Annotated in this window: 13 protein-coding genes; 5 read left to right on the top strand and 8 right to left on the bottom strand. The window is 37.7% G+C overall.

Features of this window, described 5'->3' with window-relative positions; genetic code table 11:
* Positions 1-2 precede the first annotated feature (2 nt).
* A complete protein-coding gene (locus MHH70_RS02595; protein WP_342472474.1) occupies positions 3-3737 on the bottom strand; it encodes an AAA domain-containing protein in 3735 nt (1244 codons plus the stop codon).
* 169 nt (positions 3738-3906) lie between these two features.
* The gene (locus tag MHH70_RS02600) at positions 3907-4332 is read right to left on the bottom strand and encodes a thioesterase family protein (protein ID WP_107942734.1); all 426 of its coding nucleotides are present in this window, start codon (positions 4330-4332) and stop codon (positions 3907-3909) included.
* Between the two features lie 288 nt (positions 4333-4620).
* Here MHH70_RS02600 and MHH70_RS02605 point away from each other — a divergent pair, with 288 nt between their 5' ends.
* Positions 4621-4752: a hypothetical protein gene (locus tag MHH70_RS02605; RefSeq protein WP_342472475.1), complete on the top strand. Its 132-nt coding sequence runs from the start codon at positions 4621-4623 to the stop codon at positions 4750-4752.
* Positions 4753-4970: 218 nt separating this feature from the next.
* Positions 4971-5432 (top strand): DinB family protein, encoded by a 462-nt coding sequence (locus MHH70_RS02610; RefSeq protein ID WP_342472476.1) that lies wholly within the window; start codon positions 4971-4973, stop codon positions 5430-5432.
* A 227-nt stretch (positions 5433-5659) separates the two neighbouring features.
* Here MHH70_RS02610 and MHH70_RS02615 read toward each other — a convergent pair whose 3' ends face one another.
* Complete coding sequence (locus MHH70_RS02615) at positions 5660-6175, bottom strand: hypothetical protein (RefSeq protein WP_342472477.1); 516 nt, start codon at positions 6173-6175, stop codon at positions 5660-5662.
* A gap of 618 nt (positions 6176-6793) precedes the next feature.
* On the opposite strand from MHH70_RS02615, the gene MHH70_RS02620 reads away from it, so the two are divergent.
* Entirely contained in the window at positions 6794-8032 is a 1239-nt protein-coding gene (locus tag MHH70_RS02620; RefSeq protein WP_342471849.1) for an IS110 family transposase, read from the top strand.
* A gap of 396 nt (positions 8033-8428) precedes the next feature.
* Here the strand turns inward: MHH70_RS02620 and MHH70_RS02625 are convergent, their stop codons facing one another.
* From MHH70_RS02625 to MHH70_RS02640, 4 genes are all read right to left on the bottom strand, one after another.
* On the bottom strand, positions 8429-9097 hold the full coding sequence (locus MHH70_RS02625) for a M15 family metallopeptidase (RefSeq protein WP_342472478.1): 669 nt from the start codon (positions 9095-9097) through the stop codon (positions 8429-8431).
* 512 nt (positions 9098-9609) lie between these two features.
* Complete coding sequence (locus tag MHH70_RS02630; RefSeq protein WP_066163139.1) at positions 9610-10023, bottom strand: YugN family protein; 414 nt, start codon at positions 10021-10023, stop codon at positions 9610-9612.
* Between the two features lie 203 nt (positions 10024-10226).
* A complete protein-coding gene (locus MHH70_RS02635; RefSeq protein WP_066163140.1) occupies positions 10227-11558 on the bottom strand; it encodes a hemolysin family protein in 1332 nt (443 codons plus the stop codon).
* 38 nt (positions 11559-11596) lie between these two features.
* On the bottom strand, positions 11597-11983 hold the full coding sequence (locus MHH70_RS02640; protein ID WP_066163142.1) for a MerR family transcriptional regulator: 387 nt from the start codon (positions 11981-11983) through the stop codon (positions 11597-11599).
* Positions 11984-12285: 302 nt separating this feature from the next.
* Between MHH70_RS02640 and MHH70_RS02645 the strand changes: the two genes are divergently transcribed.
* On the top strand, positions 12286-12657 hold the full coding sequence (locus tag MHH70_RS02645) for a nucleotide excision repair endonuclease (protein ID WP_066163144.1): 372 nt from the start codon (positions 12286-12288) through the stop codon (positions 12655-12657).
* A gap of 144 nt (positions 12658-12801) precedes the next feature.
* Complete coding sequence (locus MHH70_RS02650; protein ID WP_066164422.1) at positions 12802-13044, top strand: DUF2619 domain-containing protein; 243 nt, start codon at positions 12802-12804, stop codon at positions 13042-13044.
* A gap of 4 nt (positions 13045-13048) precedes the next feature.
* On the opposite strand, the gene MHH70_RS02655 is transcribed toward MHH70_RS02650, so the two are convergent.
* Positions 13049-13774 (bottom strand): metallophosphoesterase family protein, encoded by a 726-nt coding sequence (locus MHH70_RS02655; RefSeq protein ID WP_342472479.1) that lies wholly within the window; start codon positions 13772-13774, stop codon positions 13049-13051.
* Positions 13775-13778: the final 4 nt, after the last annotated feature.

Consider the following 13778-nt stretch of genomic DNA (forward strand, 5'->3'; position numbering starts at 1 on the left):
TCCTATGTGCGGTAGCCGTCCTGTGCTTTCACTACATCCAGCACATGCTGATACATACGGCGCGTTTCCTGTTTTTTCGGACGCTGCGTAAACATTTCCGTGCTACCAACCATAATTAATAATTCACGAGCACGTGATAGTGCGACATTTAAGCGGCGATAATCCTGTGCAAAGCCAATGCTACCATGCCCGTCATTGTTTCGCACCATGCTGACAATAATGACATCCATCTCCATTCCTTGAAACTTATCGACCGAGCCTGTGCGAATATGCAAATGTGGGAATTGATATTGTGTCATATCATTAATACGCTTCACTTGCTCCGCATAAAAGCTAATAACACCAACTGATTTTTGCGCATCCTGTGCTATCAAGCCCTGTTCCTTTGCTTGCGCTGTTGCATCATTTAGCGATATAAGGAGCTCCTTCACCTTATCTAATTCAGCCCGATTAAATAAGCTAGCCCCCTCTTTCATCCGTTCTTCAAAACAGCTTGTTGTATGAGGGATATCGAGCCATAATAAATGATGCTGACGATTGAATAATGGCGTTTCCAAAAGATGATCGCGTGCTGCGTCAGAATCAATTAAACCGCATTGCAAGGTATCTTGCTCGTTTTGATAAAACGGCACAATCGTTTCCATAATATTGGTATGCATTCGATATTGGATTGCTAGCATTGTTTTATTCGACTGGGGCAGATTTTTGTATAAGCGCTCAAACAATGATTCCTCAAGTAGCTTTTCAAGCTCCCGCTTTTCCTCAAATGTGTCGCTATTTTTGATTACCTGCTCTAGCGTCTCTTCAAATGTTTCATCCCCAATTAGTGGTGGAAGCTGATGATGGTCACCAACTAAAATAATTTTCTTGCCTTTTAACATCGGTAGCAGTAGCTCTGGCGGTGTAGCCTTCGATACTTCATCAATAATCACAACATCAAATATTGGATAATTATCCATAAACTCTTTATTCGCAGAGGCCACACAGGTTGTCCCAATGACGTTTGCATGCTTAACATAGAGCTTACGAATTTCCTCTAAGTCATGCTCACTTGCCTTCGCTAGCATCGTTTGCCATTCGCTTTGTAATTGTTGTGTGATTGGCAGAAGTTCAAGCTGCTGCTCGATTTTTTCAATCGTGGCTCGGTTGACTGCTATACGCCCCTCTATTGCATTTAAAGCTGCCTCGAGATTTTGCCTTGTTAGTTGTTCAAGCTCTTCACGCTCTTTTTCTAATGCTAAGCCTGTGCTATTAATTTCTTTTAGCTGCTCTTTCAATAATTGCAATTTCTCGTTACCATTTGTTAACTGCTCATTAAGTTGCTGCAAGTCTGCTGTTGTTGTTTCATAAGCTGCTGTTAAGTTTATACGAGTTATCTTTTGTTGTTCAAGCTTCTGTTGGCTTTGCTCTAACTCAGTACGCTGCTGCTGTAATTGCTCAGCAGTTGCAGTTATTTCTGGCAAACTTTGCAACTCTAGCTGAATAGCTTGAAGCTTCTGTTGATATTGCTGCTCTGTACTGCGCAATTGCTGTAGCTGCACTTCACTATGTCCAAGCTGCTCTTTATATAAATCAACTAACTCCTCCTTAAGTTTCGTGAAAATTAGCATAACCTCGCGCATTAAATCTTGATATTTCACCTGTAACTGTTCAATGTATGCAATACGTAGTAGCACACCTTGAATAGAGCGTGTACCATTTTCTACATTGATTTTTTTCTCAGCAAAAGCGCGGCTTAGCTTTGTTAAAAATTCATTGACCTCCGCTAGCGAATACGTATGATTCACTGGTAAAGCTGGCGCTGTTACATGGATTTGCAGCGTTTTTTCACTATAGGCAAGTGCTTTTTCTAGCCTTTCACTTAATTCCTTTAGCGGTTTGTAAGCGACAATTTCAGGCTGCAATTTTGCTAATGAGGCAAGCAATCGGTCGATGACGAAGCTGCGCCGTATATTATGTGCTACGATAAAATCTTCAACATCCTGTACTTTTTTTAGCTCCGTAATTTTTGTTGTTAATTGCTCAATTACATTGCCCTCTGGCGAGATACGCTGTAGCTGTGCCGTTATATTCATTAACTGTTGTTCTAACAGCAGTTCTTCTGCTTTTATAGTAGCTGCTTGTATGGCAGCAGTAAGCTGTACGAGCTGCTGCTGATTTGTGACCTCTTGGGCACTGATTTCCTCCTTTGTAGGAAGCGCAACAAGTTGTTGTTCACTTATTGCAATAACCTCAACAAGCTCCACTTTCTTTGCCTCAAGCTGCTCTAGCTGTTGCTCAGTTTGCTCAAGCTCTTTTTTTAATGGCGCCAGCTGTTTTTTCAGTGCTGCTATTTTTTCAATTACTATTTTTAGTTGTTCTTCAGCTTGCTTTTTTCTCGCAATTGCCTGCTGAAGCTCGTTTTTTTCTTCCTGCAATTGTTCAAGCTGCTTTTCGGTTGTTGCGATTTCCTGTTCAAGTAGCTGCTGCTTTTTATCCTGCTGTGAAACTTCATGGGTAATTGCCTCAAATGTTTGCTCCTGCCAATACGTGCCTACATTCTCCTCAATAAACTTTTTGCCTTCCTCTTCAATACTTTCAGTACGCCCATAGCGCAAAATTCGAATATCCTTATTCGATAATAAGCGGCTCAAAGCATTATCAACAGCTAAATTAGACTGTGAGGCAACAAGTGTTTTTAAGCCCGCTTTTGCATTTTGATAGCATATTTCGGAAATAACAGTTGTTTTGCCTGTGCCTGGAGGACCTTGTATCACATATAAATCCTCGGCGCTCATAGCCCCTGCCACAGCTTTACGCTGAAATTCATTTAATTGATTATAAAAATCGGGTTCAATAGCTGTTGTGTGAGTCGCGATAACAGGCTTATCCTCAAATAAAATATTTTCTAAATTAGCGTTTGCCGCAAGCCCTTCCTTTAAACGCTCAAAGCCTTTTAGCAAACGATTAAGCTGTGATTTGGTAGAAGCATTACTGAAATCTATAAAGCCCATTTCAAAATGAAGCTCATTATTTCTTGCTAACCGGATTGCTTCAGGCTTTAAGGCGATTTCGATTATGTGAGCACTGCGATTCACCTTTACAACCTCACCTAAGTCCATTTTAAAACCACGTACTCGTGCACTCAGCCCCTTTAATTGCTTCCAAGCTTTATCAGGTATTTCACTACAAGTAAACGTAATATGGGTAAAATCGCTATTCAATGTGTGCGTTGTGAATTTTGCTTCAATATCTTCAATGTCAGCATTTTGATTGAGCACCTTCAAATAACCTTCCCACGAGGTGATGCGCTTGTTTACATAATCAAAACGCTCCTGAGCAACAGGTAGCGCGGCTAGCGTTTCAATAAATTTATCCGGATATGTATGACCGCTAATTCGCGACGGCACAAAATGAATGAGTAGCCTTTCACGACGATTTGTAGCAACAGGGGTTCCTTTTCCTCTTGTACGAAAGCTTTTTGCGACAAGTCCATTTTTCAAATCAAAAACGCAATCCATTATGACAACGCGCTCCTGAAACTTATTCTTTAAGGCGCGGTTTTTCTCATTATCAAAATAAAGTGTAAGTGCAAGCTGTGTTTGCTCTATTGCGAGTTTTTCAATATAAACAATAAAGTTTTTTTGCAAACGAAAAAAGGCCTGTTCATCTTGAACATGCTGCTGAATGGCTTCACGTGCCGTATTCGTTAATAATATATGACAACGAACCGTTTCAATGGCAACCTTCTGTACCATGAACATACCTCCCATGCAAATTTGACACAAAAATAATTATACCAAGAAACAGCGTATGCCGATAGCTCCTATACGCGAAAAAAGAGCAGTCTAAGAGACGGCTCTTTTATGCTGAAAGCAAAGCGACAGGAACACATGGTTTTAGCGAATCATAAAATATAGAAGTTAATTACTTCTTCATTCGCATATGCTCAATATACGCCGCTTCCCATTTAGGATTTACTTTACTTAAAGCAATCGGTCGGAAGTTTTCTTTACGCACTAATGTATGTACAGACGTTGCAGTTGCTGCTAATGTACCATCCTCATGAAGTATTTCGTAGCCATACGTTGTTCGTAAACGAGAATGCGATTCAATCCATGTACGAACTGTAGCTACTTGCCCATAGCGAAGCGCTGCCTTATATTGAATCGAAACATCTAAAACAGGCGATAAAAAGCCATCCTGCTCTAATTTTGCATATTCAAAACCTAAATCTTTAATTAATTGTGCCCGTCCAATTTCCAACCAAATGACATAATTCGCATGGTAGACAACACCCATCTGGTCGGTCTCCGCATAGCGGATTTCAATTTGTTTTTCTGATATATACATTTTCTTCACCTCAGGTACTATCATACCGCGATTGGTGGGGGTTTGTCAGTTCAGAAGTGTTATTTTAGGAAGGTTGTTTTTGGGGGATTTTTTTAGTGGTTTTTTCTTTTTGACTTTCATTTCTGTTAATTGTTGCTTTCTTCCTAAGCAATCTGCTATATGATATAATAAATATTATTGTGCTTTTATCATAAGAGATTGCACAAGAAAAAACCGAATTAGAATCACAAGCTTTTGTACAATCCTCTCCTTGAGAAATAGTCGAACCTACGAAAGAAGGTGTAATATTTGACAGACCGTGAATTTCTTGAAGCTATACTAAAAAAAGTTGAATCAATTGATTCGAAGATTGATACAGTGACACATCTAGTCGTTAAAAATAGTGAGGATCTTACATATTTACGTGCAACGGTAATTTAAACTCCTTTTGACCTTACGATATTTCAACTTACGTCTCACTACTTCCCGTTTACGATCAATTCTTTTGTTTCAAATAACTTTTTGTAAATAGAAAAAGAGAAAGATTATTTATTGTGTAAAGGGTCTATTCTTATTCCGTTATCAAAACTTGCTTCTTGTTAGCGAGTAAGGGGAAAGATTTTCTAACCGAAAAATATGATGAAGGAAGGGATTTATTAATGAAGGAAAGACATGAAATATTATTCAATCAGTTGGCAAGTTATCGAAATACCACTCTTAGTTTATTGAAAGATGTTACAGCAGAAGATGCAGAAATCATTCCAAATAAGTTCAATAATAATATTCGTTGGAATATGGGACATATTTATCTTGATCAATATTTGTGGATAGAAACGCAAACAAAAGAAAGAATAAATGTCCCATCAGAATTCAATTCTTGGTTTGGATATGGTACATCCCCAACAAGTTTCACCTCTAAGACACCATCTTATGAAGAATTAAAAGTACTTTTAGAAAATCAAATAGAAGATATCAAAGAAAAATATGCTAGTAAACTAGAAATTAAATACTCCCCTACTGAAATGGGAATGAATACAATTGAACAAGTATTAATTAGAACAATTTTCCATGAAGGTATACATTTTCAAACCATTTTAAATTTGAAAAAGTTGATTAAATAAATATAAAAACCTGCCATCATAGCTAAACAGTTACTGCAAGAAAATATAATAAATTGTGGTTTACTTTAAAACATCTCCTCTTTGACAAAATAAAAAGTTGATTTTTACTTATTCATTCTAAATTCAGTATTTATAACTTTTGCATATAAAATTCTTATTTTTTTAATGAAGCACAACTGAAACGTCCGAAAAGAAGTGCTACGCACGCTTTTGGGACGCCCCATTCCTTATTTCAAATCATCTGGATAAACAGTTGTATCAAAAATTTCGCCGTTCGCTTCGTCTTTATAATGGATTGTTACTTTATAATCTTCCGCATTTGCACCGCTAAAGATTTGGTGGTACATGCCTGCAATCGCTAGTCCAAATGAAGCAATAGCATCAAAGCTTCCTTCAAACTTTTCTTTTTCAACTGTTAGTGTAAATTCAGTATATTTTTTATCGTAGTCTACATCTTTGATTGATGGGAAGTTATCCGTACTTTTAATTTCTTCAATTGATTCTAGTATCCCATCCTCCAATTCTTGCATCATTTCTTTATGCTTGTCCTTTGACATTTTATATGTCAATGAGCCGTCCTCATTTTTCGTTACTTCACTGATTCCTTCTTCCTTAGCATTTGCAATTACATCCTCTACATTTTGACCTTCTAGAAAAGATGCAGGTAACTTGATTTCCACATTTTGATTACAAGCTACTAAAATAAAAGATAACGCTAATAGGAATGGCAATATTTTTTTCATAAATTCTCCTCCTCGTATATTAGTAGTAAGAGCTCTTTCCGATAGAATTTCCAGTTGATCCGGACAGCTGGGGGATCTGTTGGATTTCCTATAGGAAGTGGTCGCCGATTGGCTCCCTCACTCTTGTTTTATGTTTTACCTGTTTGACCCCTGCTTTACCGAGGGAGCCAAAAGGAAATCATCATTTTTTGTTAAATACTATTTTAAGTATTGCCTACAGGTGCTTACCTGTTTATTTGTCATACACTTTTTTAACCTAATTTTATAGCACATGGGCGAAGGATGGAGGAAGCTCCATTTCAGTACTTCGTCCTTTTTTATTCATCCAAAATAGTTCACTCAGCCCTGTGTCCATGCGACAATGGAACAGACAAGGTATTCGCAGGAAATAGCTTTCCCTCCTTGCAGACATCCATTGTACTGCTTAATAAGCCTGCTACCCATCGTTCATTATTGAAGGTCTAACCACTGGCTGCGACGCAAGGTTTAGAAGAGAGTGTAGCGCTCATTTATGGTCTTCTGCTTGCGATTGCTGATAACGAGGCAGACATCGATGATTCGGGTGGGCACCCAGGTCTGAGTGTATCTTGATTAATTCCCCCTTAGGAGGTGATTGGCATGTCACAAATGCTAGTCGGTATTGACGTGAGTTTGCGCTCCCATCATGTCCATTTCATGCATGGAGAGGGACACACACTCGCTGATTTTTCTGTTCAAAATGATGTTATAGGTGCGGACACCTTGATTCATAAAATTGTACGAACAGCGGAAAAAAATCAAACAGATCAATTAAAAATTGGGATGGAAGCCACGGATCAATATAGTTGGCACCTTGCCCATTACTTAAAAGCACAATGTAAGAAAGTCTTACCCCATCTTCAAACAGCGATTTATATGCTCAACGCCCGTAAAGTAGCTCGTTTTAAGAAGGGCTATGATACGTTACCGAAGAACGACAAAGTAGACGCCTGGGTTATTGCGGATCATCTACGCTTTGGACGATTGCCACATGAAATGCAAGAAACCTTAATCTATGATGCACTGCGTCGTTTAACACGCACACGATTCCATTTAGTCCATGAAATTGCGCGTAATAAAACGTACATGTTAAATCAACTGTACTTAAAATTTAGTGGCTTACGCCAAGACAATCCGTTCTCCGATACATTCGGTGCGACAAGCATTGCGGTCATTGAAGAACTGGACCCTGGCATCATTGCCGATATGCCTTTGGAGGAACTGGTCGAATTCCTTCAAGAGAAAGGCAAAAATCGTTTTGCAGAGCCGGAAGAGATTGCGAAATATCTCAAGCAGCTCGCACGTAATTCGTACCGTTTAGATAAAGTGATGGCCGATCCGGTTAATCTCTCTTTATCCGTGATTTTAAGCACCATTCAACACATCGAAAGCCAAGTGAAGCGTCTTGATAAGGAAATCGAGCGCATTATGAAAGGCATTCCACAAACATTAACATCGGTAAAAGGCATCGGTCCCGTGTACGCAGCGGGCTTAATCGCTGAGATTGGGGATATTCATCGTTTTGATGATCATCACGCTTTAGCGAAATATGCAGGTTTAGTATGGACACAGTATCAGTCAGGCGAGTATGAAGCCGAGGATACCAGCCGAATGCGAACCGGTAATAAGTATTTACGCTATTATCTTGTGCAAGCATCAGACGCCATACGAAAACATGACACCGAATATAAAGCCTTTTATCAAAAGAAATACCATGAAGTAACCAAGCATCAACACAAACGCGCTCTCGTCTTAACCGCTAGAAAACTTGTACGACTCGTGCATTCGCTACTACGCACGAAACAGTTGTACATTCCGAAAGAAGAAAGGAGAGAATAACCAACAATTTCTCACTTTTCTTTAGCCGTTTTCCAAACTTCCATTTTTTAACTATTTTTAGTTGGAAAACGCGAGGTTTATTTGAGTGCGCCTAAAAATGGTCATTTAGCAGTTACAGCACTTAAGAATTTCCAATTTTACTGTTTTTAATGGTTGACATTACACCACTGTGCTTATCTATTACTATACATAATTTAAAGACATACTACTATGAATTTTGTAAAAAAATAGCGATATATCCCCCGCTTGCTTTTGTCTAGAAATATCCGTTGGAGGTTGGGACAAGGCTATTTAGTCGCTTGGATTTCAGCGTGAATCCTGCACCTGCTGAAAGATGATAAAGACTTAAATTTAATAAGTAAGTTTAAAAGCCCACTTTACTAGCTGGGCTCAAATTTATTTCGTTGCACTGCGTCGCTGCTCAATCGTTACGTATAGCCCTAACAATCGGTCTGTTGTCATTTGTTTATTTTGCAAATCTTTTAAATGCGAGTCTTGGATGATGCCATCTTTGGTTGCTTGGGCTAAAAAGGCTTCTGCAGCTGTTTGCATGGCTGGACTTCCCGGATTCCATATTTGAGACATTGGTATTCCCTCCTTTGGATCCGCTACAATTAACTGAACTTGTAGCTTACTATTCGATGGAACAATGACAGTACCTTCTAGTTTATAGCCAGAGGGCATTTGCCACGTAGACTTGATTTCAAAATGTACTCTATCCACACTTCCTAGCCAATCGCCACCCCACGTAATGTTCAACTTTCGAGCAATCGCACCTACTTTATTTAATATTACTGCATCATATAAAACATTAGGTGGACTAACAGCAATATCCCATGCCAGACGTGATGTATGGTTACTATTTAACGTCCAAGTGACAATGGGACCAGGTCTTGTACGTCCTTGTGCGTAAAGATAATTTTGGCGTTCCTGTGAGCGGTATGTTTCGGTGATGAAAATATTTCGAATACCTGCTTTGTAGCACTCCTGAAATAATAGTCGGCATGCGGTTTGCCCTACTGGCAGTAGCTCGGTTAAATCTCTAATTGTTGCTTCTACACTCATTCATATCACCTTCTTTCTTTCTATTTTTATGCTGTATCTTCACTGTTAATTGTGCGAATTATATTAGAAAATAGAAAAGTCCAAAAAGCCGAGCATAGCTGGCATTTTGGACAGTAGCGATGATGTTACGCAAAATGTTGATTCACAAAAACAGAAAACATCTTTTTTAACAATCTGATGAACATTGGCTTTAGCAGTGTTATCCTTCAGTAAAAGGGAAGCGATGAAAACATTGATTTCAATGCGGTGACAAAACAAAATGGACTTTTCGGATAACTTCATTGTCGGTGATGCTCCTTCAAAAGTCTTTGAAAAAGCGAGAAACACTGAGTTCCGAATGAAACCGAAAATTGAATTTTCATTGTCTCGCACGCATTGGACTTTGGCATAATAATGCAACAAAAGGCTGTCCGAAAAGATACACACTTTTCGGACAGCCTTCCTTTAGAAAAAACATTATGCGCGTTCTTTTATAATGTAGCATAACAGCCCTAGACAAAAACTAAACAATATTAATGAATATACGGCATTATATGATTTTGAACAACTTCCTGTCCTGTGGCAATCCATCTTCCTTTTTGAAAGATTTCTGCATCTTTTTCGACCGGTGATTGAAATTGGCTCGCACCCGTTGCATCTAACCAGGAGCTTTCATCATAATCGAGTCCCACATTTACAATATGTTTAATAATAAATGGCTTCTGAAAGCGAATGATGCAATCATAACAATCCATTTCACCTTCTACTACAACGAATGGGGCACGTAAATAAATTGTTGTACCTCCTCCACGCCATAGCGCTACATCAAAACTCCCTCGGTCATAATCCCAATTGCCACCAATCGAAAAGCCATATTTGCAAATTTGGTTGCGTAGTAAGCCGTACTTCGCTTCACGTCCTACAATTGCCGTTTCTAACAATAACATAATATCTACCTCCTTGCTATGGAGTGTAGCCAAAAAAAGTCCCTTTAAACAGCTTGTTTAAAAGGATTTTCTCATAAAGTGAAACTTCAGTTTCCCTCAGATTGAATTTGAACCAATCAGGGCTTTTACTGGCAGTAAATCTCGCACCTTTATTTTTCTTGAAGTGGGTATCTTACTGCTCGTAACTGCGTGATAATTTGCAATTATTCTATTACATCTTCAGCAGGTTGCTCATTCTCTAATTTTTTCACTTCGATATAGCGTAAATAAATATCTTCTTTTTCATAGATGGAAAAGGCATAATTTTCGTATTCGATTACGATATCATCGATTAAATCTGTATTTTGCGAAAAATACCAACCACCAATTGTATCAATATCTGGGTTTTCCAGCTCGATATGTAATAGATTTGCGACGTCGTCTAATAGCATTTTTGCATATAAAATGTAATGATTTTCTCCTATTTTCCGAATATTAGGAACTTCATCTCCGTCAAATTCATCGCGTATTTCACCAACAAGCTGCTCTAAAATATCTTCGACAGTTACTAAGCCAGATGTACCTCCATATTCATCTAATAAAACAGCCATATGAATGCGCTCTTTTTGCATTTTTGTTAATAAATCTTGAATAGGAATTGTTTCAATCGTTTTAATGATAGGGTTAACGAAATCCTCAATTTTAAATGTTTCTTCTCTAATACGATTGTTAATGCCTAATGTTAAAATTTCTTTAATATTGAAAAAGCCAATAATATTATCTCGATCGCCATCAAAGACAGGATAACGTGTGTAACGTTCCTCTGAAATTCGGGTAATGACCTCCTGTAAATTGGCAGAAATATCAAAGCCAATGATTTCTGTACGAGGAACCATAATTTCGCGGGCAATTGTATCGTCAAATTCGAAAACGTTATTTACATATTTCAGTTCGTTTTTATTAATTTCACCACTTTTAAAGCTTTCCGCTAGCAGTAATCGTAGCTCTTCTTCAGTATGTGACAGCTCATGCTCGCTTGCGGGCTTCATGCCAAACAGGCTAACTAAAATACGAGCGGAGCCATTTAAGAACCAAATGAATGGATATAAAATTTTATAAAAAAGCATAATAGGTTTGGCGCAAAGTAGCGTAATTTGCTCTGCCTTTTGAATCGCCATCGTTTTTGGTGCTAACTCTCCTACGACTACGTGTAAAAATGTTGCAATTACGAAAGCGCCTCCAATTGTAAACGCTTGAATATAATTTGTACCAATGCCAAGAAACTCGAAAAAAGGATGTAAGAAAAACTCGAATGTTTTTTCTCCAACCATACCGATACCAAGTGCTGTCACTGTAATACCTAATTGACAAGCTGATAAATATTCGTCTAAATGAGTGGTTACTTGTTTTGCAGATTGAGCGCTTTTCACACCTTCAGCAACGAGCTGGTCAATGCGTGATTGGCGTACTTTAACAATCGCAAATTCAGTTGCAACGAAAAATGCGGTTAGTGCTAGTAAAATAATGAAAATGGTTAAATTAACACCTGTCGTCAATAAATTGTCCTACGCAGTGTAGCGTAAGACTTCACCTCCTACGTAATTAAAAATTGTAAAGATTGAATTAACGCCTTGCTATCATCCTGCATATTCTTTTTAATATGCTGCCATATTAATGGATTTTCTTTTGATAATCGTGTAACAAGTAGCGTTACTTCCTTTTCAAGCTGCTGAATATGCATACATAGATTGGCAATGTCAGCGTCAGCCATTTCTGTTTGAACTAGTGCTTTAATTTGCTCTAATGATAGCCCTTCTCTTTTCTTTAACTCAATGAATTTTAATTGTGCAATCGAATTTTCATTGTAATAGCGATAATTGGAGCTCGAACGATGGGCCTTTAGTAAGCCTAAATTCGTATAGTAATCAATTGTACGTTTTGTAATTCCTGTCATTTCAGCTAGCTCACCAATTTTCAGCATCTCGATCCCAAATAAATCCCCTCCAAACTATCACGTGATAGTTTTAGTATACTCGTAGACGAATATTGTTTGCAATTATATTAACTCTCATTTAATGTTATTAATTATGCGAGAAATAAATATCGTTTTTGTATGAATAATAGACGTGAGTAAAAAAGTAAATTCTTCTATGTAGTGTCGTATAATATGTAGATTAATAATGGCATATCACCTCTTATACTATAATGAATTTATCTTCTAATAGTCAAATCCATTAATTAGTGATAAAATAAAGCTTCAATACAGTAAGGGACGTGAATTTTTTGATTAAAATTGAATTACCAAAACCAGACCTTGTTATTCGTCAGCGTGAACAAGTATTAAAACCAGGCGATGTAGAAATTACACCATTCCATGGCTTCATTGATTTCCACAAAATCACACGCGATAAGGGCGGTATTTTCTTTTTCTATAATGAAAAAAATGAGCTTTTATTTGTCGGGAAAGCACGTAAAATTCGCCAGCGTATTAAAAAGCATTTTGAGGACAATGTTTCACCGATGAAAAAACACCGTGATGAAATTTTTAAAATTGAAGTGTACGAAATCGAAGATCCGATGGAACGTGAAATTTACGAAACGTATGCGATTAATACATTGCGTGCTAAATATAATACAGAAAAAGTTTTCTTTTAAGTGAAAAGCCTCTGCTGTGCTCTATACATGGCAGAGGCTTTTTTAATAAGTTGAAAATCTTATTATGATAAATGCTTATCTTCTATCATATAGTAGAGCATCTAAGTGAAAGGTGGAACAACTGTGGAACTGGCACTACTCTATATGATTTGGCTACGCATTTTATCTGGTAGCGTTGATATCTTTGCCGCACTTATCATGTACAAGCTTGATAATTTAGAAAAGGCTTTTATTGTCAACACATCACTTGCACTAGTTGGTCCTATTATTTTCATCATTACAACAGGAATTGGCTTAGCTGGCATGCAGGATAAAATTTCACTTCCGAAAATGCTCTGCCTATTCAGTGGGATATTTCTTATTTTTATAAGCTTACGGATGAAGTAATTAATCACTGCTGATAAAATGCTTGTAAAATAAATTCTTTATCAGGTATATTTGTTTGCTTAAAATCCTCTATATATTGAGCATAATCATAGGCAACTTCGATAAAATCCCAATGAATACTTGTATCAATAGTACAAATTGCATATTTAGCTTTATTTTTATTGCTACACCCTAGCGCACCAGGGTTAATGTATATTGTTTTATTATTTTTAAAATAGTGCTGTGGATGGTGATGTCCAAAGCAAATACAATTATATATTGGATAACCCGAAAACATTTTTTCCATATTTTCGAGTGACGGCTCGTGAATTGATGCAAATGGGTCATGATGAAAAGGAATATTTGCTCCTTTTAAGGCATAGTGCGTAAATAAAAAGCGCTGTGAATTTAGCATTCGGTCAAGTGTCCTTGGCAGCTGCTGTAAAAACGGAATGAATGCCGTATCTAGCTGTTGTGCAATCCATTCATGATGCTCCCGAATCGCTGCATGGCTTTTAGGATATGGCTGTTTTCTTGCTATAGCTAACACCCCCTCATCATGATTACCACTGACAATCTCACAATGAGGCAGCATAGATAATAGCTGCAACACTTCATTTGTTTGATGACCGATACCTATGAGGTCCCCTGTGCAATAAATTTTCTCTATCCCGCGCTCTGCAATATTTTGTAAGACTGCTTGTAAAGCTTGAGCGTTGCCATGAATATCTGTCAAAAGTGCAAATTGCATTGGT

The organism is Metasolibacillus sp. FSL H7-0170 (assembly GCF_038593115.1).
Lineage (GTDB): Bacteria > Bacillota > Bacilli > Bacillales_A > Planococcaceae > Metasolibacillus > Metasolibacillus fluoroglycofenilyticus.